The organism is Caballeronia sp. 11_S32 (assembly GCF_056930355.1).
The window spans coordinates 934,233-961,164 of record NZ_JBXOWH010000003.1 but is presented as its reverse complement, the minus strand read 5'-3'; the positions used below and the strand labels follow the sequence as shown (position 1 = coordinate 961,164).

General features: G+C 58.0%; 22 protein-coding genes and 1 pseudogene. 7 read left to right on the top strand and 16 right to left on the bottom strand.

Translation table 11 applies throughout. The features are described 5' to 3' along the window. Window positions 1–2,109 carry an acetate--CoA ligase family protein gene (locus AC1Z32_RS16095; protein WP_483481651.1) on the bottom strand — a complete coding sequence of 703 codons (2,109 nt, stop codon included), beginning with the start codon at window positions 2,107–2,109 and terminating at the stop codon, window positions 1–3. A 30-nt stretch (window positions 2,110–2,139) separates the two neighbouring features. Continuing rightward, window positions 2,140–3,285 (bottom strand): acyl-CoA dehydrogenase family protein, encoded by a 1,146-nt coding sequence (locus AC1Z32_RS16090; RefSeq protein ID WP_483479571.1) that lies wholly within the window; start codon window positions 3,283–3,285, stop codon window positions 2,140–2,142. A 106-nt stretch (window positions 3,286–3,391) separates the two neighbouring features. Here AC1Z32_RS16090 and gcvA point away from each other — a divergent pair, with 106 nt between their 5' ends. After that, a complete protein-coding gene (gcvA, locus tag AC1Z32_RS16085; RefSeq protein ID WP_483479570.1) occupies window positions 3,392–4,297 on the top strand; it encodes a transcriptional regulator GcvA in 906 nt (301 codons plus the stop codon). 69 nt (window positions 4,298–4,366) lie between these two features. Here the strand turns inward: gcvA and AC1Z32_RS16080 are convergent, their stop codons facing one another. The 7 genes from AC1Z32_RS16080 to AC1Z32_RS16050 form a co-directional block, all read right to left on the bottom strand. After that, window positions 4,367–5,731 (bottom strand): MmgE/PrpD family protein, encoded by a 1,365-nt coding sequence (locus AC1Z32_RS16080; protein WP_483481650.1) that lies wholly within the window; start codon window positions 5,729–5,731, stop codon window positions 4,367–4,369. A gap of 56 nt (window positions 5,732–5,787) precedes the next feature. Next, complete coding sequence (locus AC1Z32_RS16075) at window positions 5,788–6,603, bottom strand: alpha/beta fold hydrolase (protein ID WP_483479569.1); 816 nt, start codon at window positions 6,601–6,603, stop codon at window positions 5,788–5,790. Beyond that, window positions 6,600–7,919: an MFS transporter gene (locus tag AC1Z32_RS16070; RefSeq protein WP_483479568.1), complete on the bottom strand. Its 1,320-nt coding sequence runs from the start codon at window positions 7,917–7,919 to the stop codon at window positions 6,600–6,602. The genes AC1Z32_RS16075 and AC1Z32_RS16070 overlap by 4 nt, the downstream gene beginning before the upstream one ends. A 410-nt stretch (window positions 7,920–8,329) precedes the next feature. Beyond that, window positions 8,330–9,481: a porin gene (locus AC1Z32_RS16065; protein ID WP_483479567.1), complete on the bottom strand. Its 1,152-nt coding sequence runs from the start codon at window positions 9,479–9,481 to the stop codon at window positions 8,330–8,332. 207 nt (window positions 9,482–9,688) lie between these two features. Continuing rightward, a complete protein-coding gene (locus AC1Z32_RS16060; RefSeq protein WP_483479566.1) occupies window positions 9,689–10,582 on the bottom strand; it encodes an amidohydrolase family protein in 894 nt (297 codons plus the stop codon). Window positions 10,583–10,782: 200 nt separating this feature from the next. Further along, entirely contained in the window at window positions 10,783–11,568 is a 786-nt protein-coding gene (locus tag AC1Z32_RS16055) for a class II aldolase/adducin family protein (RefSeq protein ID WP_483479565.1), read from the bottom strand. A 168-nt stretch (window positions 11,569–11,736) separates the two neighbouring features. Then, entirely contained in the window at window positions 11,737–13,110 is a 1,374-nt protein-coding gene (locus AC1Z32_RS16050; RefSeq protein WP_483479564.1) for an MFS transporter, read from the bottom strand. A gap of 865 nt (window positions 13,111–13,975) precedes the next feature. Between AC1Z32_RS16050 and AC1Z32_RS16045 the strand changes: the two genes are divergently transcribed. Next, window positions 13,976–14,686, top strand: a complete 711-nt coding sequence (locus AC1Z32_RS16045; protein ID WP_483479563.1) for an IclR family transcriptional regulator — start codon at window positions 13,976–13,978, stop codon at window positions 14,684–14,686. Between the two features lie 46 nt (window positions 14,687–14,732). On the opposite strand, the gene AC1Z32_RS16040 is transcribed toward AC1Z32_RS16045, so the two are convergent. From AC1Z32_RS16040 to AC1Z32_RS16030, 3 genes are all read right to left on the bottom strand, one after another. Continuing rightward, window positions 14,733–16,097 carry an MFS transporter gene (locus AC1Z32_RS16040; RefSeq protein WP_483479562.1) on the bottom strand — a complete coding sequence of 455 codons (1,365 nt, stop codon included), beginning with the start codon at window positions 16,095–16,097 and terminating at the stop codon, window positions 14,733–14,735. A 126-nt stretch (window positions 16,098–16,223) separates the two neighbouring features. After that, window positions 16,224–16,901 carry an RraA family protein gene (locus AC1Z32_RS16035; RefSeq protein ID WP_483479561.1) on the bottom strand — a complete coding sequence of 226 codons (678 nt, stop codon included), beginning with the start codon at window positions 16,899–16,901 and terminating at the stop codon, window positions 16,224–16,226. A 4-nt stretch (window positions 16,902–16,905) separates the two neighbouring features. Next, a complete protein-coding gene (locus tag AC1Z32_RS16030) occupies window positions 16,906–18,252 on the bottom strand; it encodes an MFS transporter (protein WP_483479560.1) in 1,347 nt (448 codons plus the stop codon). Between the two features lie 221 nt (window positions 18,253–18,473). On the opposite strand from AC1Z32_RS16030, the gene AC1Z32_RS16025 reads away from it, so the two are divergent. Then, window positions 18,474–19,493, top strand: a complete 1,020-nt coding sequence (locus AC1Z32_RS16025; RefSeq protein ID WP_483479559.1) for a TauD/TfdA family dioxygenase — start codon at window positions 18,474–18,476, stop codon at window positions 19,491–19,493. 290 nt (window positions 19,494–19,783) lie between these two features. Continuing rightward, window positions 19,784–20,263 carry a LysR substrate-binding domain-containing protein gene (locus AC1Z32_RS16020; RefSeq protein ID WP_483481649.1) on the top strand — a complete coding sequence of 160 codons (480 nt, stop codon included), beginning with the start codon at window positions 19,784–19,786 and terminating at the stop codon, window positions 20,261–20,263. 130 nt (window positions 20,264–20,393) lie between these two features. On the opposite strand, the gene AC1Z32_RS16015 is transcribed toward AC1Z32_RS16020, so the two are convergent. Further along, a complete protein-coding gene (locus AC1Z32_RS16015) occupies window positions 20,394–20,621 on the bottom strand; it encodes a hypothetical protein (protein ID WP_483479558.1) in 228 nt (75 codons plus the stop codon). Between the two features lie 255 nt (window positions 20,622–20,876). On the opposite strand from AC1Z32_RS16015, the gene AC1Z32_RS16010 reads away from it, so the two are divergent. Next, window positions 20,877–21,272 carry a hypothetical protein gene (locus AC1Z32_RS16010; RefSeq protein ID WP_483479557.1) on the top strand — a complete coding sequence of 132 codons (396 nt, stop codon included), beginning with the start codon at window positions 20,877–20,879 and terminating at the stop codon, window positions 21,270–21,272. A gap of 208 nt (window positions 21,273–21,480) precedes the next feature. Continuing rightward, window positions 21,481–21,903 (top strand): HU family DNA-binding protein, encoded by a 423-nt coding sequence (locus tag AC1Z32_RS16005; RefSeq protein ID WP_483479556.1) that lies wholly within the window; start codon window positions 21,481–21,483, stop codon window positions 21,901–21,903. 215 nt (window positions 21,904–22,118) lie between these two features. Here AC1Z32_RS16005 and AC1Z32_RS16000 read toward each other — a convergent pair whose 3' ends face one another. Next, on the bottom strand, window positions 22,119–22,619 hold the full coding sequence (locus tag AC1Z32_RS16000; protein ID WP_483479555.1) for a hypothetical protein: 501 nt from the start codon (window positions 22,617–22,619) through the stop codon (window positions 22,119–22,121). Window positions 22,620–23,694: 1,075 nt separating this feature from the next. On the opposite strand from AC1Z32_RS16000, the gene AC1Z32_RS15995 reads away from it, so the two are divergent. Beyond that, a complete protein-coding gene (locus AC1Z32_RS15995; RefSeq protein ID WP_483479554.1) occupies window positions 23,695–24,630 on the top strand; it encodes an 8-oxoguanine DNA glycosylase OGG fold protein in 936 nt (311 codons plus the stop codon). A 484-nt stretch (window positions 24,631–25,114) separates the two neighbouring features. Here the strand turns inward: AC1Z32_RS15995 and AC1Z32_RS15990 are convergent, their stop codons facing one another. Next, a complete protein-coding gene (locus AC1Z32_RS15990; protein WP_483481648.1) occupies window positions 25,115–26,593 on the bottom strand; it encodes a lysozyme inhibitor LprI family protein in 1,479 nt (492 codons plus the stop codon). A 99-nt stretch (window positions 26,594–26,692) separates the two neighbouring features. Beyond that, a pseudogene (locus AC1Z32_RS15985) lies at window positions 26,693–26,839 on the bottom strand (DUF4236 domain-containing protein); the annotation flags it as partial. Window positions 26,840–26,932: the final 93 nt, after the last annotated feature.

The following is a 26,932-nucleotide window of genomic DNA, read 5'->3' as shown; positions in this document are numbered from 1 at the left end:
CTAGCCTCCGATTTTCACAAGGGCATCGACGGCCAGAACGCCTTTACCTTCCTCCAGCACCATCACGGGATTGACCTCTGCCTCCAGAACCGGAGCGCCAGGCAGCGTAGCCAGCTTCGAAACTGCGACGATGGCGTCCGCCAGTGCTTCCATGTCACCGCGCGCCTTTCCGCGATATCCGTCGAGCGCACGCATCGCCTTGACTTCTGAAATCATCTCGAGCGCAGATTCCCGCGTCACCGGCGCGAGGCGAAGCGCGCGGTCACGATAGATTTCCGTGAGGACCCCGCCTGCGGCCAGCATCACAATCGGACCAACTTGCGCGTCGTGACGGAAGCCGATGAGAACTTCGCCGAGCCCCTTGGTCATTTGCTGCACAAGCACGCGCTGGAGTTCGAACCCTTGAATGTTGCGAGCCACATTCGCACGGATTTTTTCGATGGCCGTCCCGAGCTGGTCGGCGTCGCGAATGCCGAGCTCAACTCCGCCAACGTCAGTCTTGTGCGGCACGTCGGCCGACAACACCTTCACTGCAAGCGGATACGGCAAGTCTTGCGGAAGTCGGTCTCCGCCTGTCACGTCAATCGCCACGGCCGGAGCATGGACGACGCCCACTTTCGTCAACAGTTCGTACGCCGCCATCTCGTCGAGAAGTTCGGCCGCTCCTCCAACCTTGGCTTCCGTTGGCACAACAATCGCCGAGGGCATGCGTCGCGCATAAGCTGAAGCGATGGAGTCTGCGCAGGACTCGGGCGTACGGAAGCACGGCACGCCGCTCGCTGTCAGGCGGAGCAGTGCCTCGGGTGCGTCCGGTACGACAAACGCTGCGAGCGGGAGCAGTTCAGGAGACTGGGATGCGCTGTCGATAATCGGACGTACAGCAAGCTCGGGCGAGAATCGCGCGGAGGAACCGGCCACGGCGACAACCAAGTCGAATTCCGGCGCCGACCGAAGCACGCCGAGTGCAGCGCTCATCACGTCGTACCGAGTTCCGGCAAGCGTCAAGTCGACGATTCGCCCACTGTTCACCTTCACGCCTGCAGCAGCCAGACGCTCATACGTCTGCTTGCTTGGATGCTGCACATCGATGTTCCGAACGCCGAGCTGGTCAACAACCATCGCGGCACCGCCGCCCGTGGTTGTTACCACCGCGACGCGCGGCTTGCTCGACAGGGCAGCCTTGGCAACAGGAACACGCGCCAACAGAGGCGAACACTCGAGGAAAGCATCCAGTGTTTCGACTCGTGCGATGCCGCAGTCTCTCAGGAATGCATCGGCAACGTCGTCCTCGCCGGCGAGGGCTCCGGTATGGGACACAGCCAACTCTGCCGCCGCACTCGAGCGGCCGAGTTTGTATGCAACGACGGGTTTGCCTTTCGCTGCAGCTTGAATGGCGAATTGGCGAAGCTTGTCCGAGTGTCGCAGTGTCTCGAGGAAAAGCATGTAGCCCGTGACTTCGGGGTCGTCCAGCGTAGCCGCGCAAATCTCACCGACGCTGAGGTCAACCTCATTGCCGACTGAGACCAGCCCGGCAAAGCCAACCCCGCGAGCCTTACCGCGCGATACGAGGGCGCCAATCATGCTGCCGCTATGCGATGCGACGAAGATTCCACCCACCGGCAGGTCAGGCTCCGCGAACGCCGCGTTTGCGGTCAGCGCGAGCTTGCGACGCACGTTCACCATTCCGAGACCGCTTGGACCCAGAACGCGAATTCCGGTTTGCTCAACGATTTTGCGAACCCGCTCCTCGCGCGCCTCGCCCTCCGGACCGCTTTCCGAGAACCCGGCAGCGAGGATGGTAGCGACCGGAACACCGAGGTCGGCACACTCCTGTAGCGCGTCGATTGCTGCGTCAGTCGGCGTGAGGATAAACGCGTGCTCAGGGACGACAGGCAGGTCTCGAAGGCTGGGCCACGCCTTCTCGCCGAGCACGGTGTCGCGATTCGGATTGATGGGATACACATCACCATCAAACCCCGCTTGGCGGATAAACCGGAGCGGACGCGCTGCTGTTTTCGAGGGGTCGTCCGATGCACCGACGAGCGCAACGCTTCGCGGCGAAAGGAGCACGTCTGCAAGCGACCTGCGCTGCGATTCGCCCTTGGGCATGATGCTGTTTTCCATGTTAGACGCTACCCCTTACTTGCGCTGGTCGAAGCGGCGTTGGAACACGTTCTCAGCGATGCGGTTCTTCAGAACCTCAATCGAACCGCCAGCAATCATCCAGCCACGCGTGCGGCGGACACAGTATTCGACGAGCGACTCCTGGCTATAACCCATGCCGCCCATCACTTGCAGCGCTTCGTTTGAAACATCGAAGCCGGTCATGTTGCAATGCGCCTTTGCGATGGCGGTGTCGTATGCCGACGGCAGCTCACCGTTCGGAACGTTCGCCGCGCGATACAGCAGCAGCTGGGAAGCTTCCAGCTTCAATGCCATGTCCGCAAACTTCCACTGAATCCCTTGGAACTCGCAGAGCAGGCGACCGAACTGTTCGCGCATCAGAGCGTGCTCGCGTGCCGTATTGAAGGCATAGCGTCCGAGTGCCAAGGCACGCGATGCATTGCCGACGCGCTCGACGTTGAAGCCAGAGATTTGCTTTTTGAATCCGCCCGGTCCCAAAAGAACGTTTTCCGCAGGGATGCGGCACTCTTCGATATAGAGCTGAGACCATTCCTCGCCGCTCATGAAGCTTGAGGGTTGTCCGACGGTGAAGCCGGGGGTGCCCTTCTCAATCAGAACAGAGCCGATGTTTTCCACACCCGGACCGAATCGACAATAGATTAGGAACAGGTTGGCATCGGGGCTGTGGGTCGAGAAGATTTTCGTGCCATTGATGACGTACTCATCTCCCTCGCGGCGCGCGGATGTCTTGAGCTGCGTGACAGCCGAGCCGGCACCGGGCTCCGTCATCCCAAGCGAAATCACTTTTCGACCGCCGAGCAAATCCGCCAGATACCGCTTCTTCTGCTCGGGCGTCGCGTACTCGACGAAGGTACGGATGGGTCCAAAGTTCCCGGCCTGTACGATGTCCGCACTTTTCGGGCAGACCAACGCGATTTCCTGAATCGCGATAACCGCGTCCATGAGGGTGCCCCCCTGACCACCATCTTCTTCCTTCATGGTGATACCGAGCAGGCCTTGCTCTGCAAGTTGCCGCGCGACGTCGAAGTCGTAACCAGCGTGGTGGGCGCGTTTGAGCGCGCCTTCTGCCAACGTATCTCGCGCGAATCGCTGCACTGCATCGGCGAACGCGGTCTGCTCCTCATTAAATGCGAAATCCATCTTTTCCTCTCTGACCGTGGGACTGCTATGGAATTGATTATTCCAGCCGGTCGTTTGACACACTACTTCACATACGGTACGTTAATGTGACTTTTTGGAACATCGCATGCCACGCACGGTCCCGCCTCTGAACCCTCTTCATGTCTTCGAAGCCGTTGCTCGATTGGGGAGCCTCACGAGCGCAGCGGCCGAGATGTGCGTTACGCATTCAGCGGTGAGCAGGCAACTCGCTACGCTGGAAAATTACCTCGGCGTGAGTCTGTTCGACCGAGTACCCAGAGGTGTGAAGCTCACCAAGGTTGGCGCAACTTATTACAAGCAGATTGGGCCCGCGTTCGCTTCGATTGTGAGCGCCACCGAGACTATTGTCGGACGGATGGAAGGTGAACCACTGCGCTTGTCGGTGTACACGACGTTCGCAGCGAAATGGCTCATGCACCGGCTTCATCGCTTCGAGCAAGCTCATCCGAACATCCCCGTAGAATTGAGCACAACTGTCGCGAAGATAAACTTCAGCGAAGTTCAGGTAGATGCGGCCATTCAGTTCGGCGACGGCAACTGGCCCGGTATCAACTGCGAGCGTCTTTTCGACGATGTCATCGAACCGGTATGCAGCCCGCAGGTGTTGAAGAACGGTCCGCCCTTGGAAAGCATCGATGACCTTGCGAATCATCGGTTGCTTCAGTCGAGGTACCGTCGGAACGATTGGTTCGATTGGCTGCGCGCGGTTGGCCGCGGCGACCTGGAGGGACTGGTCAGCCGTCAACGCGGAGGGTTTCAGAATTCGCTGCTTGCATACCAAGCAGCAATCGAGGGGATGGGTGTTGTAATTGGCCAGACGCGACTCCTGGCCAACGATATCGCCGCTGGCGTCCTGGTGCGGCCCTTCGACCGGCCGGTGACGCGTGAGCTCGCCTACTACCTTCTAGTCCCAGATAATCGAAGGCATTCGCGGAAAGTCGAAGCGTTCAGAGTCTGGCTTCGGTCCGAGATACAAACAATGACAAGCTAGCGGTAGTTGCGCTAGCTTGTCCGCGTGCCAGTTGTCTCGCGATGACAAGCCCCTCCCGGGACAGCAGTTTCACTTCGAATTGTTGGACAGCAGGTGCGACAGGCTCAAGTCCGACACGTTGAGTTCATCCATGTGCCACAGTCTTTGCAAAAGGACGTCCGCGGCTTGCGCGCCAATCACAGGCCCGGCGAGTTCCAGGAATTTGCCGTTTATTTCTTCGTCGCTGAGCGGGGCCTCCGGGTCACCGCGCCGATGAGGCGCGAACACTTCAACAGTCTTGCCGTCAAGCGAGTTCAACTCGACTCGGGCGGAGCGCATCTTGGGGAAGTTCCGCGTGAGCTCCGGGTCCGCGACCAGCTCGACCTTCTTCATGAGTTCCCGCACCTGACTATCGCGAAGACGTTCTTCCGAAAAAGCCTCTAGGCGGACGGAACCATGCACGGCTGCGTGGGCCAGGACGTACGGCAGGCTGAAGCGAGCTTCGAACGCAGATTTCGGCTCTGGAATTCCAGCGACTTCGAGCGCCGGAGCGTATGTCCGGACAACGATTCGGGAGATTTGCTCCCAGCGTAGGCCGTTTGCTTCCATGGCATCGAGCAACGCGTCGATAGCCGCAAAGGTGTGGCCGCAGCACCCATGGTTTTTCTGGGTGATACGTTCGATGTTGAAGATTTCGCCCAGCCCCTCCGTTACCGAGCTCCAATCAGGCGAATCGCAAAGTGCGGCACCAAAGCCGGCACTCCCCTCAAGAATGTCTGCGACGCCGGTGATGCCCGCAGTAGCACCTTGCGCCGATGTAACGCCGACCCAGGCCGCATGACCGGCATGAAGAGCCTTTGTCATCGCATCAGACCTGAAGGCCTGCTGGAGACCCGACGCGAAAGTCGCGGACGTAGCCATCGCATGCATCGCAGCGTTGCAGTCGCCAGGCGACGTCAGAAGGACGCCTGCGGCCGCCGCACCGAAGCATCCGACCGTTCCAGTGGTATGGAAAAATCGATAGTGCGCGGGCTGGATTGCCGCTCCGATGCGGGTCGATACTTCGTAGCCGGCTACGATGGCCTTCAAAAGCATGAGTCCGGAAGCTTCTGTTTCCTCGGCGAGTGCAAGCGCGGCAGCGATTGTCGGGCAACCCGGGTGGTAGACCGCATCGCGGAAGATGTCGTCGAATTCCACGGCATGCGAGATGCTCCCGTTGAGCCATGCGGCTGTAGGAGCGAATGCTGTCGTCTCGTTGCCGGGAAGACTCGACCGGCCATGCCCGAGTTCCGCGCGATGCGCTTTTAGCAGTTGGATGCCTGGGGCTACCTGAGTGCCCGGCAACAAGGCTGAAAACCAATCAATCAGCACGCGCTTGGATGCGTGAAGCGAGCTCGGGGTCAACGGCGATGTCGCCTGCCGTCCAACGTACTTCGCAAATGATTCCAGTATCATGGCCGCCATTTTTAAGTGAGCAACGTCGACATACGCCTGATGACAGTGACCTGGCGCTAGGAGATGAACTCGCTGATATGTTTGTTGAACCAATCGGCGCGCTCGTACTGTAGCCAATGAGCAGCCGGTTGCACTGACGAACGGTTCTTCGAGGAAAGACTCCGAATCCAGTACTCGCGCGCGTCGATTTCATGAGCTTGATGAGGGTCCTTCGACCCGAGTACCAACCAAACCGGCGCCTGAACCTTGGCGATTAACGCCCGGGTTGGGTTTGTTCGGGCGATGGGGCGAGTGAGAACGCGGGTAGCCCGAACGTGCTGCGCCGCGAGAGCCGTGAGCTCGGACGTCACCAGTGAGTGGTCCGACAGCATGATTTGCTTCAACGAGACCTCAACGCCGCCCTCCATCCCATCATGGCGGGCAACTTCAGACGCCTCATCTTGAATCCCGGTAAGGGAGGCCGACACCGGGCCCATGCCCGCGGGATTGACAAGCGTGAGCGTGCGGACTCGGTCGGGCCGACTCGCTGCTATGTATCCCGCAACGCAACTGCCGAAGGAGAATGCCGCGAGGTCGAACCGCCCGACGCCTAATTCATCTAGCAAATCGAAGACGCTCTGCGCGGCGACTTCGAGCGAGAAGGTTTCTGTAGGGGGCGATGATGCGCCAAACCCTGGAAGGTCGGGCGCGATGACCCGTCGCCTTTCGGCGAGCGACTCGATGTTCGCTATCCAGTGGTACCAACCGCCATGCCCGCCATGGATAAAGACGACCGGTTGGCCGCTACCAAGGTCTAGGTAGCTCAGATTCCCTTGCGCGACGGCATGCTGCTTTGCCGCCCCTGAGAGCCGTTCAAAAGTCGTCGCAATCATGATTCCACCGAGGAGTGCTCGATACTCTTGGCTTTGGTCTCGGCCATAACAAGGTACGTGACCAGACTTATAGCGGACCCAACACACACGTAGATGAGGAAGAACTGCTCCTGATGACGACCTTGGAGCCATGTCATCAGATACGGTGTCGTCCCACCGAGCACAGCGACCACCAGATTGAACGGCAGGCCGATACCCAAAGCTCGAACGTCGGTGTCGAACATCTCTGCCATCACTGCCGGTGCGATGGACGTGTAGAGCGCGTAAAGAATCATCCCGAACATTTCAACTCGGAAGATAGACCAGAAGGTGTCGCCGACCGAGAGAACGACCGGGTAGAGAAACACCGTGTATACCGCCGCCATGAAAATCAGCTGCGGGCGACGGCCGAACCGGTCGGAAAGAGCGCCGAATAGTGGCTGAACGACGGTGAACACGATAAGACTCCAAGTGCTGGCCGCGTAGGCGGTGGCGGGCGTAGCACCCGACTTGTGAATCGCATACACCGGAACGTAGACGATGAACAGGTAAAAGGCGAAGGCACCAAGAACACTGGCACCAATCAGCGTCAAAATCTGGCGTCGATGGAGCGACAGGAGGGAGCGAACCGAGCCGCTTGTCCGCCGGGTTCCGTGTGCTGCGGCCTCCGTGAACGCTTCCGTCTCGCTGACTCGGGTACGCAACCAATATCCGAACAGCCCGCCGAATGCGCCGATAACGAACGGTACGCGCCATCCGAAACTCAACATCTGGTCATGGCTCAGCGTCTGCGTGAGTGCCCACGTGATGCCTGATGCCAAGATTAGCCCGATGCCAGTGCCGAAGAACAGGAAACTGCCGTGAAAGCCCCGCTTATTCGGTGGCGCTGTCTCAGCCAGGAAAGAACAAGCCGCGGCGAACTCGCCTCCGACCGACAAGCCCTGCAGCAAGCGCGCGATAGTCGCGATGATGGGTGCTGCGAGACCAATCGCAGCATACGTCGGAACGACGGCAATCATGAGCGACCCGATTGCCATCGTTGTCACTGACACAGTGAGAGCCGTCTTTCGCCCGTAACGGTCGGCGACGATACCGAGCAACCAACCGCCCGCCGGCCGCATCACAAAGCCAAGCGCGTACACACCGAATGCGGCGAGCAGCGCGGAGCTCTGGCTATCGGCCGGAAACAGTTGTGAACCGAAGAAAATGGCGAGATTGGCGTATATCGAGAAGTCGAACCACTCGATGGCGTGTCCGATACAGCCGGCGACGCGACTGCGCAGATACGCTCGAGTTGAAGCCTCCCTCGGCTGCACGCTGGATAGGATGTGTGACACGGTGTCTCCTGTTGGGCTGTTATCGCTCTTCCGGTCTTGGCGGCCAGTCTGGTCTCAAGACCTCGGATATGTGCTTAGAGTTTGCTTCGTGCCGCTAGGGTTGAACACTTCCTATCGGTCACGCTGGTGTTCCAAAAAATCACAGCGGCCAGACGGCAACAGCACGCAATGGTGTCCCTACAGGGAGGCGGCGCCTCATCGGACCCCAGCGCCTGTTGCCGCCTCAACTTGTTTCGAGAACGCTTGATGATGGGGACGTAGATGTCTCCCTCGCCCACCGCCAGGCAAGTAATGCGAGTGGCGCCATGGCTCGACCTTCTGTCATGACTCGGAATGTGCGAGTCAATTGCAATCACCTTGACTCCACGTGGCCGCAAGTTGGTGCCTGGCGATTTGCACAGTTCTCCGCGTCAGAATTTTTGACGCATGCCAATGGTGACGCCGGTCTGGTTATGACCGGGCGCAACAGTGCCGTATCCGTTCACGCCGAGCGCGGAGTTGTCCTTGTTGCGAGCGAAGCCGACGGTCGCGTACAAGTCGGTCCGTTTAGACAGGAAGTAGTCCGCGCCAAGCACGGCGAGCCACGGGTCTGCGCCGGTCGAATGCACGTCCTGGTAGTAACCTGTGGCGGTGAGCTGAAACGCGGGCGTAATTTGATAAGTCGCGCCTGCCCAGTACAGGTTGGCGGCGTTGGCTTGCGAGCCGTTGGCCACCGCGATGGGGTTGACAGGCAGAAACGCGTTGGACGCGCGAAGGTATCGGTAGCCGGCGAACCCCTTGACCGGCCCAAATACATAAGTCGCGGCGGCCATCGCGCGACGCTCGGTGCTGGTATTAGTGTCGACGGTGTTGCTGTTGCGTTGTTCATAAACGGCGGTCGCAGCGAACGGCCCCGTCGCGTAGGTCAGCGCGCCGCTGAAAAAGCGCCCGGTGAGCTGCGCGCCCGGCACTTCCGAGCCATAACCCGTGTCGTAACGCGTGCTGTACATGGCCTGCGCGGTGAGCGGGCCGAAATTGCCTACGTATTTCGCGGAGTTGTCGATACGGGCAGCCAGCGCATAGTCGACTGAAAGTGCCGAGTATCTGGATGAAACGCCCATCGGGTCGAAGATAACCGCCTGGTCATATATCAGCGCGTTCTGTCGTCCGAAGGTCAACTGCTGACCCTTGTACGAAAGGCCAACCCATGCCTGGCGGCCGAAGAGCCGAGATGTCGTGGCTGCATTCGTGCCCAGACCTTTCGTCGATTGCGCGGTCGTGCCGTCGTTAATGTTGAATCCGCTTTCCAGAACGAAGATTGCCTTCAGGCCGCCGCCGAGGTCTTCGACTCCCTTCAAGCCCCAACGGGAGCCGGAGAGATTCCCAGAGACCTCCCGGGTCTGAGCACCGCCGGCGGTGGTGTTGTTGATGTGCTCGATGCCGACGTCCGCGATTCCGTACAGCGTTACGCTACTTTGCGCGTGCGCGGCGATTGAAGCGAATGCCAGACCGGCAACAGCGATTGCCTTTACTTTGAAAGTAGTACTAGCTTCATTCTTATCATTTACTTTCTTTAACGACATGGAGTCTCCAACGGTTGGGTATAGGTTCGTTACGGTCCTCGGCCGCAGGCGCCCCGAGCACAATGGCGCAGACCCTTTGCGTCATCGATGTCCGGCGCCTGCTTGTGTCTAGTCTCCATTCCTTAGGAGCGCAATCCCTCACACGCGGCGTCGCACCATGTGCTTTCGTCGTGATAGGCATCGAATCGATGACTGCGGGCAGGAGTACTACTTGGCAAAGCCGTAGAGACGCGCCGGATTCTCGACGAGAATTGTGTTTCGCAGTGCGCTGTTCGGCACCGCATCCAGAAAGCGCTTTAGCAACGCACTGTCATCAGGCATGCTTGCGGAATCGAATATGTTCACGTGCGGCCAGTCGCTCCCCCAGACGACGCGTTCCGGATTCGCGCCGACTATCGCAGCCATCAGCGGTACGACGTCCTCATAGGGCGCGCCCGCCGTGCTCGCCCGGTCTGCGCCTGACACCTTGGCCCACGCAACGCCATCAGCGAGCATCTTAAGAAGCCGCTTGAATCCAGGGTCGTTGACGCCACGCTCTGGACTTATTCGTCCCATGTGGTCGACAACCAGTGGAATCGAGAGCGAACGCAGAAGCGGTTCCAGCTCGGGAAGGTCCGGCGCATGAATCCAGATTTGCGCGTGCCATCCTCGTGCTGCCAACTTCGGAGCAAGCACGTTTAGCGCATCAAGTCCCGAGCCGTTGCGATACACGGGAACGCCGTTGTGTCGGTAGAGGTTGAATCGGGCGCCCCGGACCCCTAGTTCGGACAAACGGTCGAGTTCGCTCTCCGACGTACTGGACCCAAGCACGGCGACGCCGCGAAGCCGCATGGGATATCGTGTCAGAGCCTCGACTAGCGAAGCGTTGTCGGTTCCGTAGGCGCTCGCCGTCACCACTACTCCGCGCTCGAATCCGAGCCCGTCGAGATGCGCAATCAAACGGTCCTCTGGGTTTTCGGGAGGTGTATAACTTCTTTCGTCAGATAGCGGAAAGCGCGAATATGGGCCGAACGTGTGCACATGGCAATCGCAAGCGCGTGCCGGAACCTGGGATGCAGGGGTTGTGGCCGCCGGAAGCGGCCCAAGACAAGGTCTCGTCATAAGAGTCGTTCGTTTCCAAAATAGATGCTGCAATACCCGGCGGCCGCTCAGCTAGTCCAGGCCTCTGGGCTCTCGGCGTCAGCCGACGCTCAAATGCCGTAGACAAGGTCCTTTTCTCTTCTTCTAGAAATACAGTCTGCTCACGTGGCTCCGCGTCAGACAACCATCATCGGCTCTCAACGTTGTGAGCATTCGCTTCCTCAGTCGCGATAAGACGGGTCAATCCTGTCAAGCTTACGAAGGAGCGCCGGCCATTCCATGAGTCCAAAGGCACGACGAACTTCGGGCTGGTAATTCGACCAAGTCTCTTCAAGGACCTTTTGCGGTACTTCGACGAGTTCCCTGCCACATGCCATCGCTGCGAGTTGCGCCTTCGAAGCCAGTTCGAGTCGATGCATGGCGTTGAAAGCCTCTGGAATGGTTTTGCCGACTGTCAGCAAACCATGATTGCGCAATATCATTGCGTTGCCATCGCCCAGGTCGTTTATCAACGACTCCCGTTCGGACATGTCGAGAACTACACCGCAAAAATCGTGATATCCAATGTTCAAGAACCGCATGCCGGTTTGAGTCATCGGAATCAATCCGCATCTGAGTGACGACAGCGCCATCCCCGCCCAGGTGTGCGTATGGATGACGCAGCTGAGCTCCGGCTTGGCATCGTGAATCGCCCCATGAATCACGTAACCCGCCCGGTTGATGCCATAGTCGGCTCCGGTGAATGCGGGCTTGGCTAGGATATTTCCATCGTTGTCGATTTTGATGAGGCTCGACGCGGTTATCTCTTCATAAAGCATCCCATAGGCGTTGATGAGGAATGCTTCTTCACCAGGTACACGTGCCGAGATGTGGTTGGCCACCATATCCGACATGCCGTACAGGTCCATGAGGCGGTAGCATGCAGCGAGGTCTACACGCGTTTGCCATTCCGGCTCCGAGCATTGCTCACGCATGGAAGGAACTGTGAATTCGACATGTTTGTTCATAGAAATCTCCAATACTGATTCAGCTGTCTAACGGTTATCAGGCTGCTGTTTGCGAAAATTCGTAAGAGCGCGCTCCACCTCTGGTGCGCCGTCGAGTAGCGACTGGTCCTTGCTTGCCTTCCACTCCACTGCTTGAATGTCCCTCGAGATGATGCTCTGCTGTGCGTCTTATTCCCGTGCCGCCATATTGGCCGCGAGTGCTCGAGCCGGAAACGCAATGAGCAAAAGGACTGCCCCGCAAGCAACCACTGCGCCGACCATCGAAAGCCCCACGCCAAAGCCCTGCGCTCCCTTACTTACCGCGCCGAGAGCGGTTGTGCTGACTGCACCGCCGAGGGCACCAATCACGTTAATGAGCGCGATACCCGCGGCAGCGTTTTGACTCTTGAGATATCCGGGCGGAATTGACCAAAACACCGAGAGGCACGAGTAGTGACCCGCCGAAGCAACCGCAAGCAATGCGAGTGCAAGGGATGTATCGCCACGAAACAGCGGCAAGAGGATGAGAGAACAAGCTGCCGTGAACAGCGGTAGGGCTGCGTGCCAACGTCGTTCCAGCGTCCGGTCCGAATGGCGTCCAACCAAAAGCATCACGACGATACCGACAAGCGGCGGAATACCCGCAAGCAACCCGACGTTCGCAATGTTTGCGACGCCCGAGTTTTTAATCACGACAGGTGCCCAAAAGGCAAGAGTATTTCCGAGGGAATAACTACAGGCGAAGGTGAAACCCGCAGCGAGTACTCGAGGGTCGCGCACCACGCGCAACAATGACGGAAGCCCATGAGTGGTAGCATCGCCCTTCTGTTGCTTTTTTGCGTCTTCCTCTGCAAGCTGGCTCACCACGAACTCGCGCTCTGCATTGGTCAGCCATTTAGCTGATTGCGGCCGGTCGCTGAGCGCACAATACGCGACGACACCAAAAACTACAGACGGCAGACCTTCGAGTAGGAAGAGCCATTGCCAGCCCTTCAGACCAAAGGCGCCAGCGAAGGCATGCATAATCCAACCGGACAACGGCGCACCAACGATTGCCGAAACCGGGATTCCAAGGAAGAAAATGGAAGTGATGCGCGCGCGTCGATGCGTCGGAAACCAGTAGCTCAGATAGAGAAGGATGCCCGGAATGAATCCTGCCTCTGCGACTCCGATAAGAAATCGCACAATATAAAACTCCGTAGGGGTCTTCACAAACATCGTCATTGCTGAAAGAAGACCCCATGCAACCATGATGCGCAACAGTGTCTTGCGCACGCCGACCCGGTCAAGCAGCAAGTTGCTCGGAATTTCAAAGAGCACATACCCAACGAATAGCAAACTTGCGCCCAAGCCATAAGCCGCGTCGCTGAAGCCAAGGTCAGCCTTGAACTGCAACTGAGCGATGCCGATGTTGACGCGGTCGAGATAGTTTAGGATGTAGCAGAACACGAGGAGAGGTAGGATGCGCCAGGCGATTTTTCGATAAATCGCGCGCTCTTGTTCTTCGTGGACAATGCGGCTTCCAGTGCCGGTCGGCACCCTGGCTTGAAAGCTGGGGCTCATGGCTCTTGTCTCCATCTCGCTTTGGCGAGGGTCTATTAGTATGTAAGTAGCAAAAAGCGCCTAGGCCGCTTTATGCGATGGCGCCTCGGTCAGTAATGATTCGCCTGCCACCAGCGTCCGCGATTGCCGAGCCAGTGCGTCCGAAACCCATGTAGTGGCCGCCGGCGTAATCTGCTGTGTGGCATGACAGTCACATTCGGCATTTCCCAAAGCGGTGAGGCCTTGGTTGGCGGCTCCTGCTCAAAGACGAAGAGATAACGCAGGCGAGCACTTTCTCCTTGAACGCCGCAATTAGTTGAGCGAGAGCAGTCTTGCGCCCGTAGCGGGTTTGGCATGCCCGATGCAGCCGGCGATGCGACTGCGCAGGTGCGCTCGACTTGAAGCTTCCCTCGCCTGCTCGCTCGATAGGATGTGTGACACCGTGTCTCCTGTTGGGCTGTTATCGCTCTTCCGGTCTCGACGACTAACCTGCTCTCCAGACCTTGGATGTGTGCTTCGAGTTTGCTTCGTGTAGTCAGCGTTGAATACTTCCCATCGCTCACACAGACGTTCTAAAAAGTCACATCGAGGCGATTTGAGCAGCGATGGGATGGTGTCGTCCGACTGAAACTGTCCAAGCGTCGATTTCGCCGCGACGCCTACCCGGATTTTTGCTTCCGGTGCGTGGTCGTTGTACCCAGCGCGCCTGACATTCAACTCCGACGACATTCAGCTTTTCCCGGATGGATTGGTACCGCCCATTCCAATGCCTGCTTGAGTGGCAATCCGCGACAGTGCGTCGGGCTTCTCCTCATAGTCGAACGGTGTTGTAGGAACATCTTCGAGTCTGATAATCTCGACCTCTACTGGATACATGCGAGGGCATATGGAAAGCGACAAAGCTGCAGTCGACCGCTCGGTCGCTGCCGCTGAAAGAGCGTTGCTCATCTTGGAAGCGTTCTTGGGGGACATTGGTCCTAGGTCTCTCATCGAGTTGGAGGAGCGAACCGGCCTGTTCAAAAGCCTCATCCTGCGCTACATGATTTCGTTCGAAGCTCGAGGCTTCGTTCGCAAAGATGAACGAGGCCAGTATTGGCTTGGACCGAAGGCTTTTCAGCTTGGCAAGGCGTTCGAGAACAGCTTTGACATGTCGGCGACGATGCAACCGGTGCTCGACCGGCTAATGCACGCAACGAACGAAAGCGCCTCGGTCTACATCAAAGACGGAGAGTGGCGAATCTGCCTGCTCCGCGCCGAGCCCAATCGGGCAGTGCGTGTTGCTACCCGCGTCGGTACCCGCCTTCCGATGAACGGGACAGCGACCAGTCTCATTCTTTCCCAATTCTTCGGGAAAACGCTCGCAGAAGCGGGCCCGCTGACTCCTGACGTTATCGCTTCGACTGCTGGCATAGGCGACCCATTGCTGGCGTCGATGGCGATGCCGTTGTTTGGGCCAGGCGATGTTTGTCTGGGCACGCTCACACTGGCAGGTGTGAACGGTCATTTCGATGTGGGCAGCGAGCGCTTGCGCACGCTCCTGTTCGACGAGGCAGTGTCCGCGAGCAAACTACTCGGCGCAAACTTCCCGGAACAATAAAAGAGGCACTGTCGAGCTTTCCGGCAGTGCCTGCACATATATCTGCTCAAATTTCTGCGACGTCGACTATCGAGCCTTCTGAGCTCGTGCCATTGGTATTAGGCGCGCTGAAGTGACGGATTCGCAGCAAGCTCACGACGCAAGCAATGCTTGCCAGCACAGCACCGCTGATAATCGAAAACTTTGCTCCGTTGACTTGAAATACGGCCAGCATAAGCGCCACCATCGCCGTGCCCGTCGATTGTCCAATAAGTCGCGCAGTACCGAGCAGCCCGCTAGCTGCTCCACTTCGCGCCCTTGGCGCGGCGCCAACCAAGGTCCGATTGTTCGGGGACTGGAACAACCCGAAACCCACGCCACTCACAATCATTCGCCAGATGATGCTGAAAGGCTGTGCATGCGTTGGCAGGAACGCGAAGCTCAGCAGTCCGACGCCCAGCAAAGCTAGTCCAATCCCGCCAAGCAAGCCCGGTGAAACCCGGTCAGACAGCCTTCCCGCGAACGGTGAGACGAACGCGACCATGAGAGGCCATGGCGTCATCAGTAATCCGACCATGGCGGGCGGATACCCTAATCCGCTATGCAGCAGAAAAGGAAGCGCCACGAAGCACATCATCTGGGCTGCAAACGCGCCGATGGATGTCCCGAGGGACAGAGAGAACACCGGGATACGCAGCAGGTCCAGAGGAAACATCGGAAGCTCGAGCTTGGCTTCACGTTTCAAAAGCAACACTCCAGCCATGACACATGCGGCGACTTGGGCGAGCACAGCAGCCCAAGGCAGACCATGCCCCAAGCTCTCGACGCTCGTGATGAGCATGCCGACCATCAGCGCTCCGAGCACAGCGCTTCGGGTATCGAACGGCTGGTTGCTGCGGTCGCTGTCGGGCAAGTTCCGATGGGCCAACGTGATTGCAACCGCACCCAGCGGCAGATTGATTGCAAATAACCACGGCCAAGAGGCTACGGACAATATCGCGCCCGATACGCTCGGGCCGAGCGTTGCAGCAGTCGCTGCGACCAGTGAGTTGATTCCGAGCGCACTGCCAAGCTTGTCATGCGGAACGATGTAGCGGATGAGCGCTGTGTTCACTGCCAGAATCCCTGCAGCGCCAACGCCCTGAAGGATTCGTGACAGCGTGAGCGCCGTCATTGATGGCGACACAGCGCACGCCACCGAGGCCAACGTAAAGAGAATCAAGCCACGCTTGTACACCGTCCGATACCCGTACCGCTCGCCAAGCGCCGCGAACGGGAGGAGGCAGACCGCAAGCGCCAACTGATAGCCATTCACGACCCAGATGGCCGTGGACGCACCCGCGTGCAGGTCAACAGCAATCATCGGCAACGCGACGTTTGCAACCGAGCCGTCAAGCAGAGCGAGCGTCAAGCTGATTGCAATGGTGACCATCGCGAGATTGCGACTCCGACGTGGGAGTCCATCTCCGCTGGCCGATTCCTCGCGTCGAGTTGATTTGTTGCCAATGTATGTTTGCACGATTGCTCCGTCCACACCCACTGTCTGGTTCCTACAAAGTCAAGCCGGTACGACGCATCCAAGTCGACGGAGTGTCTCGTCCACCCACTCTCTCGAATTGCGTCCTTCGCGGATAGCTATGAGCTGCTCCGCTTCCTGGCGGAACTTGGTCTCCGCTTTGGCGAGAAGTTCCTCGGCATCGTCGAATGCCACCGCGATGACGCCGTCATCATCGCCCAGCACGATGTCGCCGGGCCACACGACCATGCCGCCGATAGAGATAGGAACGTTTATCTCGCCCGGACCATCCTTGTAGGGGCCGCGATGAGTGACGCCGCATGCAAACACGGGAAAGGATGCTCGGCGAAGCTCAGCTGCATCCCGGATGGCGCCGTTGATGACAATGCCGGCCAGTCCACGATGTTCGGCATGAGCGGACATCAGTCCACCGATGATGGCGTTGGTGAGGTCGCCGCCCGCGTCAACGACCACAATGTCGCCGGGCTGTGCCAGGTCGAGCGCCTTGTGCACCATGAGGTTGTCGCCGGGGCGACACCGCACCGTAATGGCCGTACCGGCCAACTTCGTGCCGTCGTGCATTGGTCGCATAGCGGCGCCAGCACCATTGAGACGTTGAGCGGCATCGCTGACATTGGCCACGGGCAGCGCGCGAAAGCGCTCGATGAGATTGGGCGAGACGCGTCGCTCGCAGGAAAGGATGCGAAATCCGGTGGTCATGGCATTAGTCCTTGTGATGGCCGGCCATCACCGCAGTGTGAAAGGGGGCGGATTCCGACGAGTCGTTGTTCGCCTCTCCGGGGCGCCCAATCTTGATTCGAGCGAGCGTTGCACATGCAACCGCCCCAAAGGCGGCGATAACGATAATCGGGGTCGTGAAAGAGCCGGTCCATTCCCTGAGCGCGCCGACGAGCGAACTGCCGAGGAAACCGGACAAGCTCCCAATTGCCATCACCATCGCGACCCCACCGGCCGCAGCGCGGTCCTTCAGGAACTGAGTCGGAATAGCGAGAATCACTGACATCGATGCGAAGCTGCACACCAGCGACACGGTCAGGGTGAGGAACTTTGCCAGGGGACTCGGCATGAGCGTCGACAGGACAAGACCTGCGGAAGCAATGGCTAGGGCTGCAAGGAGGTGATACTTGCGCTCGCGCTTCTTATCCGAATGGCGCCCCCAAAAAGCCATGGCCCCGGCGGAAAGCGCATAGATACCTGCCATCGACCATCCGATTTCACCCTTCGGCCAACCGAACTCGGCCATGATTTGCGGCAGCCAGAGCCCAACAGTCTGATGGGTAATCAAAACGCCGAAGTTCACCATACCGAGCGCCAGCACCTTCTTGTCGAACAATGCCTCGCGCAAGTTGTGCTCATGTTTGGTCTTGCTCTCGGCGCTCATGACGCTGCGAAGATATTCCTGCTCCTCCGTGCTCAGCCACTTGGCTTCCGTGGGCTTATCGCTCATCAGGCGCATCACGACCAGTGCGAGGAGCACCGAAGGAATCGCCTCGACGATGAACATCACCTGCCAGCCCTGCAGACCGGCGACGCCGTGAAGGCTGACGAGCCACGCAGACGCCGGAGCACTGATGACACTCGACAGCGGAACCATCATGAGAAACAACCCCGTCACGCGGCCGCGATAGGCCTCGGGAAATGCTCTCGCAACATAGAGCACGGCCGCCGGTACGAAGCCGGCCTGGGCTACACCGAGCAAGAATCGCAGGGACACGAAGCTGGTGCCGTCCCATACGAACGCCGTGAGTGCCGACAGCAGGCCCCAGGTGACCATGATTCGAGCCATCCACATACGGGGGCCATAACGATGGCAAGCAAGGCTCGAAGGCACTTCGAACAGCAGGTAGCCAAGAAAGAAGATTCCGGCGGCCACACCGTAGGTCGATTTGCTGATGCCGATAGCGGTGTTCATGCTCAGCGCCGCAATCGAAATGTTCGCGCGGTCCACATAGCAAGCCAGGTAGGCCAGCATCAGTAGAGGCATCACACGCCAAGCCATTTTGCGAAAAGTCGAACGCGCTAGCTCAGCGCGGTGCGCGGGTGTCTCCATGGGGTCCTCCTAGTTGGATTGTCTCGAATGTAAGCGTCTTGTTGTCTTCGGAAAAACGCGTCCTCCGAGCGGCGCATGTTGATTTTATAACGCCATTATGAAAATGTTGCAAGCAAATCATAACGGCGTTATGATTTTTTTCACGGTGACTCGAAACACCCTTGGCGACGCGAATCCGCTTGCCAACCCCGTTGATTCAACTGATGATTTAGGAGACAGACATGGCGACGCGTACGACCCCCGTGACCGACAAAACCGCATGGACCGCTGACAGCCTGAAGGCAGAGGCAGGCTGGATTCGGCATTTCAGCGGCGATGAACTGGCGCAGTTGGACGCTGCTTTGCAGCGCGTGCGCCATTTGCCCATTACGGACATCACCAAGGCGGACTTCTCGCTCGACGGTCTCGCTGAATCGCTGATGGAGGCGTCGCACGAAATCCATCATGGGCACGGGCTCGTCGTCCTGCGAGGTCTGCAGGTCGAGCGCTATTCCAAGGAGGACGCTTCGAGGATTTATTGGGGCGTGGGATTGCACTTGGGCACGCCGGTGACTCAGAACTCGCGCGCCCACCTGCTAGGGCATGTGAAGGACGAGGGCGTGACTTATAGCCAGAAAACGCGTGGGTACAACACCAACGCGAAGCTGAACTTCCACACCGATAATTGCGACATCGTCGGCCTGCTATGCCTGCGCACGCCGAAGAGCGGCGGTCTGAGCCGTTTCACCAGTTCGACGACGATTTTCAATCGTATGTTGGCCGAACGTCCGGATTTGCTCGCGCCCCTTTTCGAGGGTTTTTATTACGACCTCAAGGGCGAAGGACGGCCCGGCGCAGGTGAACTGAGCGACCACAAGATTCCGGTCCTCAGCGACCACGAGGGCTATCTGAGCTGCAGATATGTGCGTAACGCCATCGAACCTGCGTTTGCAAAGAGTGGTGAGCCGAAGACGGATTTGCAGGAAGAAGCGCTGAACCTGTTCGACAAGCTCGCCGACTCAGCTGAGCTGTGCTTCGAGATGCAGTTCGAACCGGGCGACATGCAACTGCTGAACAATCACGTTATCGTCCACTCCCGGACCCACTTCGAAGATTTCGAAGAGGACGACAAGAAGCGCCATCTCCTCCGTCTCTGGCTGCGTAATGATGAACGGCCGCTCGCGCATGAGTTCGCGGAACGCTTCGGTCCGGGAACGGCGCGTCAAGGCGTACCCATCTTTGAAAGAATTGAGGCTCTTTAAGCCACCGGTCGCGCAACATTCTCTGGTACGAAGTCCCGTCCCGTCGAGTGTGCGGGGCCGCTGAAGTGCGGCCGTCAACCCCGCATGGGGTGACGGTCGCGAAAAAGACTACCTTCCATCTAATGGCTTTGATGTAAGAAGAAGTCAGGTAAGACAGAAGAGTTAAAGACATCTTTAGCGACGTCACTTATATTCGCCAAAGGCACTCACAACCTCCAGCATGACTTCTTGCCTCCCCCGCTTCTCCGCTTACCCTCTTGACCAAGAATTCCCTCGAGGAATCCATTGCGATGTCGCGTCGTACCGGAGCCTTTACTGCTCAGGACACGCTGCCCACTGGCCGTCATCGCGCCCCAGCCTTGCAAGCGATACAAGCTGAAGCAACGAGAGAAAACATTGGTCCAGCCTGTCAGCCAGAGGGCACAAAGGCCCGTGACACTGGTTCATCGACCATTACGCTGGCTTTGAGCGGAAAGGGAGGCAGAGCTGAGAAGGTAACCATGAACGTCCGGATTGCCACGACAACGCAAACCACCCTTCAGCAGATTTGCGAGCAAGGATTAGGCATCGCCCGCGTTGCTCATATTGACGCTCATGTTCCAATCGAACGTCATCAACTCGTGAGGGTCCTGCCTACCTGGAACCTTCCCTCTCTCCCGGTAACTGTCGTTTCTCCTCGTCGGGACAGTGAACCGGCCAAAGTGCGAGCCGCAGTAAAGGCCCTGCAGACATACTTCAGGCAGCTACCTCCCGAAACGGTCAGGCTGTAATCTACTTCGGCACGAAGCCTGAGCTGCCGAGGTTGTCGACGGCGCTCGTTTGAGGTTCTTTCTAGCGCTGGAGGTAACGCTCTAACGGGCAAGTGAACTGCATCGAGCGCCCACGAAGACGGCGAGCGACTCACTCTGCCGAGAGTTTGGCAGCAAGTAGTGCGTCGAACGCGTCCCGCGCAGCTTGCAACTCCGACATCGCTGCTGTCAGCCTTGCGAGCATCAACGTTGGTGCCGCACCGCCGGTATCGTGGAAGTGCCCCTCAAGCACGGCTGAGGCGAGCTGGACTTCGCGAGCGGCGTCGGCGATACGCGCGACGGCTGCAGCCTCTTCATCTCGTTTTTCGATTCGTTCCATGTGTTCTGTCTGCAATTTCGCTTGCCGGCACCGAGCGACGCGTCCCGCAAATGCTACGCCGCGCCGGGCACCCTTGCTTAAAGAGGAGCCGCAGCATAGAACAGCGCGCGTAAGCCAACGGTTGGATGCCGCGCAAGCTTGAGCGAAATACTGCCGGACGCTTGAAAGGCTAATCGCCTTCTTCAGTTCGCAAAATCGGACATCAGCGCGTGACGGGACGGTCCGGCGCATAAACGGTGATGCTTACAGGGATGCATGAACCAATTCAACAATCACCCGAATCGCAGTTGCCGATGCCCACGCGCGATGACCTCGAAGGTCGGCCAGCTTCTCGACCTATTGCTCGCCGACACGATGAACGATATTGAAGTCGTCGCAAGAGAGCTTGGATTGCGAGACGAGATGCGCGAACGACTTCGTCGGTCGGTCGACCGCTTAGTCTGTGCCCAGCGCGTCACTGAAGCCCTACGCGCTGAATTTGCTATTGCTGCTACCGACGATGGGCACAGCTACAAGCTCGAATCAGGTGACGACGTCGCGCGGGCAATGGAAACGCTCGCAACCAGTTGGCCTCAAGACTACGACTTCGAAGCGGTCGAGTGGTTTGTGCTCGACGAGCGCCGCTATGAATCGAGGGTGCCCGCAGCCTGAGGTCATCCGGCCAAGAGAACTGAAGTCTTGAGGTTGTTTTTTAGAGAAAAATGTGAAAAATGCCTTGTTTTAAGGTCTATTCTGATTGCACATTGTCGTGCGCGTTGCTACGCTAACCGACGGCTTACGACGACGCATGTGCCGACCGCTCGACGCCGGGGTGCTTCGTCTTAAGCGTCTATCAATCTATGACGACAAGGACGCGCACATGGCAACGAAGACCGCGAAACCTGCAGCCAAGAAGGCTGCTGCGACCAAACCGGCAGCGAAGAAAGCAGCACCGGCAAGGAAAGCAGCTGCGGCCGACGCAACGCTCAAGCCGGTGAAAGACACGTTCACCAAGGCGTCGCTCGTTACTCATGTGGCTATGCAAGCTGGTGTCGAGCCAAAGCAAGCGAAGGCCGTGCTGGCAGCGCTCGAAGACACGATTCTGGGTGCTGTTCACAAGAAGGGCCTCGGCGAGTTCACGCTGTCCGGCCTGCTAAAAATCAACGTGCAGAAGGTGGAAGCAAAGAAGCGCCGCTTTGGGAAGGACCCGTTCACGGGTCAGGAGCGCTGGTTTGATGCCAAGCCGGCGACGGTCAAGCTGAAGGTACGTGCTCTTAAGAAGTTGAAGGACGCAGCTGCCTAAGGCCCGCGCCTCGTGTTGGCAAGAAGCCCGCTTCGTGCGGGCTTATTCGCATCTGCTTCTCGGACCTGCGTCGGACACCGCGACGGATGGGCCGCAGGTTCCGTGTTTAGCCGCTTCGAGAACCTAGTATCAAACGCCCTGGACGCATTCATCGGCGCAGACTCACTCCCGAGCAAGAGCCAAAGGCATTGAAGCCGGGGCCGGTGTATCACGCTCTACGGGATTCGGTAGCTGCCGGTTTTTTTACCCACGTAGTGATAGGCGCCTTTTTCCGCTGGCAACTCCTGCACGACCTGCCAATCAAATTGGCCTTCGATACCCTTGTATTTGCCTGTGCCCGAGCCGAGTGTCCCTTTTCCCGAGGTCGACCCTTTTGGGTGGTTAAAGGCTTCAACGAACTTGTCGCCATCTTTGTCGGTGTAGACGCAATAGCCGTTTCCCGCCCCCGCAGTGAAGCCCGCCTCGACGCAGTGCGCCGTTATGTTGTGCATGAGGGGCGTTTTGTTGTTGCTTGTCATCAGCAACGTGGATTCGAACAGATACACCATGTCATCACCGCTAACGCCAAGCTCCCGAACGTCGGACCCGGCAGCTGTGTAAGTCGCGTCAATCGCCCCTTGCTTTGGCAGGTTTTCTGCCGATATCACTGGCATCGAGAATAAGACGATTGAGGAAAGAACAAGAATGTCCTTGCCTTTAAATGAGACTTTTTTCATTCGTGGCACCTCGTGTTGTTGACCCCTTCGAACTCAGGTGGACCTGCTTCCTGCGTGCCTTGACGCTGTATGTTTTTGGAAGCCAATCGAAAGCGCGTGGAAAGCATAGAGATGGTTATAGAAGGTCCGCGCGGAGATTTCCAGCGTTAGCCGTCGCGCCTATTTGTCCAATGTTTCGACTGGAGCGGTTCAAAACGACTTCCTCGGTCGCTCGGCCGCTTAGTTTGCGCACAGAGCATCGCCGAAGCCCTGCGCGGTGATTTTCCCGCTGAGGCTACCGACGATGTGCATAGCCAAGAGCGCGAACCGGGGGATGACGTCGGGCGGGACTGGAAACGCTCGTAAGCTGTTGGCCGCAAGATTACGGCAACGTTGCGGCCGAATGGCTTGCGCTCGATGAGCCGCCTAAGCAGGCGCGAGCATCTGCTCATCGAGCAGTCGTTGAACTGCCCGGGCTTGAACGAGGTCGCGACGGCGTTTCACTGCCGGCCTACCGGGTGCCTTCGAATCGGTTTGGATATTCTCGGCATCAGCGTGCCTACGCCAGTACCTCGACAGCGGTGTCCACAAGGTGAAGTTGGATTTGCCCAAGCTCGCTGAAACACGACGTCGTCTGCAAGCGATTTACGGTTGACCAGCGAGTCCGCCGAAATTGCACGCGGGAAACCGTTTCTCTTGGTCATCATCGACTCGCTCGTGCGCTGAATCTCCTGCGACTGCAATTACCTGCGTGACCTAATGCTGAGAACTGTACTAAGGCTGCGACTGTCCAATCGATTCGATGACGTGCGCTGACGCCGATTTGACAGAGCGGAGCATTTCCGGTAGTCTCCGCTCCGTCTAGAGCAAGCATGCAACGACGCCGCGCAGCAGACAACTGTTCGGCCGATTATTCCAGGCAGCATCAAGCGAGATGCGAGGACCTAAGGGTCAGCCCAGCGCAAGGCTAGGTGCCATGGATGTATAGGCTTTCGACAAAGTAGTGCTTCCCATGATGGGGAAGTGAACTTTGTTCGATGGCAAATCGGCCGGCAACTGTCACCGTCATGAAAGCCATCATTTTTTGGAGAAATTGATGGCTTTTTCCGTTTCTGCGGCTGACTTCTCAATACCAAACACGCCCTCATCCGTCGACGAGCCTTCGCAACCGCAAACCGACGGTCATATTGTCAGTTTTTCGCTTCAACGAAGCGTTGAATCTATTCCACTCGGTACTGCCCCACGGCAACAACCGTTCGTCTTGTTTGAATGGAATGCGGAGCTGATTCGGGAGTTGAAGGGATTCGCTCCTCCCTCTCAATATAAAGGCGGGGCAGCGTTGGAGTTGGCCGAGAAAGTCGACCGTGAACTCGCAAAGCGTGTGCGGGAGCATATGAAGAGCTGCCCAGCTCTTGCGCACCGCCTGTCGAGCTCCAAGCTCGATGCGCTTTTGAAAGTACATCTGACGCTTCCTAACGATGTCAAATGGATTGCGGTCATGGCTTGGGGTCGGCAGAGGCCTAAACACGCTCGACTTGCTTGGAGTTGCAGGGAGGTGCTTATGCCTATCATCGATGCGCTGCCAGAACTGACGCGGAAAGAGGCGTTCATGAGGTTTCATGAAGCGCAGTGCAGCGGTGAGTTGAAGGGGCTGCGCGCTTCTTACTTCACAAAGCTCATCCGATTCCTGGGAGGGCAGGCTGCGCATATTGCGGACCAGTGGACATCGAAGTCATTCCATTTGTTAAACGAGCGAAATTGGAACCGTGGGCGTTTTCATCCATATAGTGCCTTCCCCAAATTGGGAAATTCAGAAGGAACAACGCTGCACGATGATTTCAACGCGGTCCACTACGAGTTCTACTGCTGCTTGCTGGATGAACTTGCGGTCCTGCTTTCACTTGAGAACGCGGCCGAGGCAGAGCGCCGCCTTTTCTCATCTCGAGGGCACCCGTGGCGTCTGCGCGTTCGTGCGGCTTGGGCCAATCGCGAGAAGACGAAAAAGGAAAGCGACATACAGACTACCCGGTGACAAGGGTGCCCGTGCTCTCCAGACGCCGAGCACCCTGTGGTTGCTCGGCACTTGCAACTCTCCCGTCAATGGGCCTCGACTTCGTCTAGGGCAGCGCTTGGGCTTAGATTGCGAACTGTGTTTTGCCGCGCGAAACGCGGTCCCAATGCGCGTGAATTCTTCCCATCATGTTACGACGCCCCGAACAGCCGGCTAGTAGACTATTCCGAAGCACCCTGAGCAACGAGCGTTATCGACGGACGTAAGAACTTTCGAACAGAATTGGCACCGGCGCGCCGTATCGCGCTCTTGTACGGTAGGCTTGACGGCTGAATCAGAAGCAGGTGTGCAAGTTGCGCATTCTTGCTTTCTTTTCGACCAGCACCTACTGACGCAAACAAGCTTCTGGCACTTTGGGCAGCGACGGCGTGGAGAGTGTGGTGTGCAGCCACATCTTTCACATTTGTCTTTCATAGCGCTTCTTCGGTACGAGACGGTCAAGATATTACTGTTCGTCGATGTGTCCAGTCTGCGCTATCTGTGCCAGCGCAATTTTCTGGTCGGCATACCATCGTTGCAGACAGACCTTGTCGTGGCAATTCTGCTCGCGATAGTTCCACTGAGCGCGCGTTCGCTCCCGGAATGCGTTCTGGTCCGTGGCGGCGGCCTTCGCCTGCGCGTACACAGTCGCCAATTGAACATCGTCTGCAGCCAATTCTGCATCACCGCAAACAAGACGCTCCGCCTCGGAGTGGGCCTTTGCGCAGTCGAAGCTGGTCTTGTACATGCTTGACGATGTCGACTCACTAACCGATGCAGTCGCGGTAGAGACCGAGGCACCGGCCGGCCGGACCCAGTCCTCGAGCGGCGTCCCAGAAAGAGGCATTTCGCGCCATGCGAACACCTTGGTCGTACCCGCATCTTGGTCGGCGATGCTGCTATCGCGATACGCGATGGCGCCCTTGCCCGTCATTTCGTTGATGACAAAGGCGGCCTGGTCAGACCTGCACTGATGAGACATACACCCTTCGGCCACGAGAAAGCCGTCCTTCATATGGATAGCGTCATTGGTCACTGCGAGGCGCTCCAAAATTTTCTTCCAAGCATGCTGCGGAACATGATTGAATGCGGCACGAACTCGCTTATCGTTCAAGACCTCCGACGGATACTTACCCACTAACCAAGCAAAGCGGCGTTGCTCCGGTTTAGATGCTGGTTCAGGCACCGAAGCTTGCGCATCCTGAGAAATCGTAGACGGCGTTGCCGCAGAGGCTTGCGCGACCTCGGACTGACCGTGCGAACTTCCTTGACGGAGAACAAAACTTGCAATCGATGCCAGAACGACTATCCCGGCAATCGAGTACGCCTTCAGTCGGGTCCAGTCCTTTCCATGAGGAGTGTTAGGACGCTGCGTCACTTCGAGCAAAAGCAACGCCTCAAACTGTGCGTTCGCGTTCGCAATTTGTTCAGCGAGGGTCTCCTTCCGACGCTCGAACGACATGATTTTAAACAGTACGTAACCGGCCGCGACCACAATCGCTAGCGCGCCAGGCTCGAACAGATTCACGAAAATAAGGAAACAGCCCAAAATCCCGAGAGCGAAGGCGGCACCAAGCGCAGGCGTCGCCGGCCACGCGTTGACCAAACCATAAAGAGACGCGGCTTGCGCATGCAACGCGCCGCGGTCTCCCGCGCCTTCCCTGCACATCTCCTCCACCTCGTACACCGATTTCATCGCCTTCTCTTTCTCCGCCAGCGAGATTGACCCGATATCTGAAGCCAGTCTCGTGGCCTTCGCGGTGATATCTAGGTCTTTTGCAAGTGTGTTGAGAAATGGGCGATGCGCTTCAAGTTTCAATGCGGTCTCAAGCTCATGGTCTTCGACCCACACCCCATGGGAGACAAAATAGTTGACAAGGGCGGCTCGCGTTCGCGAGTTCACCTGCCAGACGAACTCCTGCGCTGCCTGCTCACGTTTTGACATTGGCTCCCCGTTTTGACTGGTGACTACTCGGACGCCCGCTTGGTCTGACCTGCTGAAACGAGAGGACTCTCGCGATTTCAGGTTTTGGGTGAAACGGATTCCCGTCCCGGGAATGCTGGCGGTCACTCGACCTCGCGTGTTATAGGTCAAGCCCTTGCCGCCAATAGACGTGCTTACGCCGCTCTTGCTCAGGTTCACGCGGATGCCTGGTACAATCTTTATGCTCTTCCTAAAACTCCAGCCCATTTTTTTCTATTCTTCGATAGGAACGCCAACGTGATGCCAAGGCCCTTCGGCTAGGCGCGGCGGCGCCTTCCCTCCTTCAACTCCACGGACTTC

Excerpts from the sequence above, each read along its gene's own strand:
- AC1Z32_RS15990 (WP_483481648.1), bottom strand. The coding sequence starts at position 26,593 with ATGTCAAAACGTGAGCAGGCAGCGCAGGAGTTCGTCTGGCAGGTGAAC.
- AC1Z32_RS16010 (WP_483479557.1), top strand. The coding sequence starts at position 20,877 with ATGAACCAATTCAACAATCACCCGAATCGCAGTTGCCGATGCCCACGC.
- AC1Z32_RS16020 (WP_483481649.1), top strand. The coding sequence starts at position 19,784 with ATGTCGCGTCGTACCGGAGCCTTTACTGCTCAGGACACGCTGCCCACT.
- AC1Z32_RS16005 (WP_483479556.1), top strand. The coding sequence starts at position 21,481 with ATGGCAACGAAGACCGCGAAACCTGCAGCCAAGAAGGCTGCTGCGACC.
- AC1Z32_RS16025 (WP_483479559.1), top strand. The coding sequence starts at position 18,474 with ATGGCGACGCGTACGACCCCCGTGACCGACAAAACCGCATGGACCGCT.
- AC1Z32_RS16080 (WP_483481650.1), bottom strand. The coding sequence starts at position 5,731 with ATGATACTGGAATCATTTGCGAAGTACGTTGGACGGCAGGCGACATCG.
- AC1Z32_RS15995 (WP_483479554.1), top strand. The coding sequence starts at position 23,695 with ATGGCTTTTTCCGTTTCTGCGGCTGACTTCTCAATACCAAACACGCCC.
- gcvA (WP_483479570.1), top strand. The coding sequence starts at position 3,392 with ATGCCACGCACGGTCCCGCCTCTGAACCCTCTTCATGTCTTCGAAGCC.
- AC1Z32_RS16050 (WP_483479564.1), bottom strand. The coding sequence starts at position 13,110 with ATGAGCCCCAGCTTTCAAGCCAGGGTGCCGACCGGCACTGGAAGCCGC.
- AC1Z32_RS16055 (WP_483479565.1), bottom strand. The coding sequence starts at position 11,568 with ATGAACAAACATGTCGAATTCACAGTTCCTTCCATGCGTGAGCAATGC.
- AC1Z32_RS16015 (WP_483479558.1), bottom strand. The coding sequence starts at position 20,621 with ATGGAACGAATCGAAAAACGAGATGAAGAGGCTGCAGCCGTCGCGCGT.
- AC1Z32_RS16095 (WP_483481651.1), bottom strand. The coding sequence starts at position 2,109 with ATGCCCAAGGGCGAATCGCAGCGCAGGTCGCTTGCAGACGTGCTCCTT.
- AC1Z32_RS16040 (WP_483479562.1), bottom strand. The coding sequence starts at position 16,097 with ATGGTCACCATTGCAATCAGCTTGACGCTCGCTCTGCTTGACGGCTCG.
- AC1Z32_RS16045 (WP_483479563.1), top strand. The coding sequence starts at position 13,976 with ATGGAAAGCGACAAAGCTGCAGTCGACCGCTCGGTCGCTGCCGCTGAA.
- AC1Z32_RS16000 (WP_483479555.1), bottom strand. The coding sequence starts at position 22,619 with ATGAAAAAAGTCTCATTTAAAGGCAAGGACATTCTTGTTCTTTCCTCA.
- AC1Z32_RS16090 (WP_483479571.1), bottom strand. The coding sequence starts at position 3,285 with ATGGATTTCGCATTTAATGAGGAGCAGACCGCGTTCGCCGATGCAGTG.
- AC1Z32_RS16035 (WP_483479561.1), bottom strand. The coding sequence starts at position 16,901 with ATGACCACCGGATTTCGCATCCTTTCCTGCGAGCGACGCGTCTCGCCC.
- AC1Z32_RS16060 (WP_483479566.1), bottom strand. The coding sequence starts at position 10,582 with ATGACGAGACCTTGTCTTGGGCCGCTTCCGGCGGCCACAACCCCTGCA.
- AC1Z32_RS16030 (WP_483479560.1), bottom strand. The coding sequence starts at position 18,252 with ATGGAGACACCCGCGCACCGCGCTGAGCTAGCGCGTTCGACTTTTCGC.
- AC1Z32_RS16065 (WP_483479567.1), bottom strand. The coding sequence starts at position 9,481 with ATGTCGTTAAAGAAAGTAAATGATAAGAATGAAGCTAGTACTACTTTC.
- AC1Z32_RS16075 (WP_483479569.1), bottom strand. The coding sequence starts at position 6,603 with ATGATTGCGACGACTTTTGAACGGCTCTCAGGGGCGGCAAAGCAGCAT.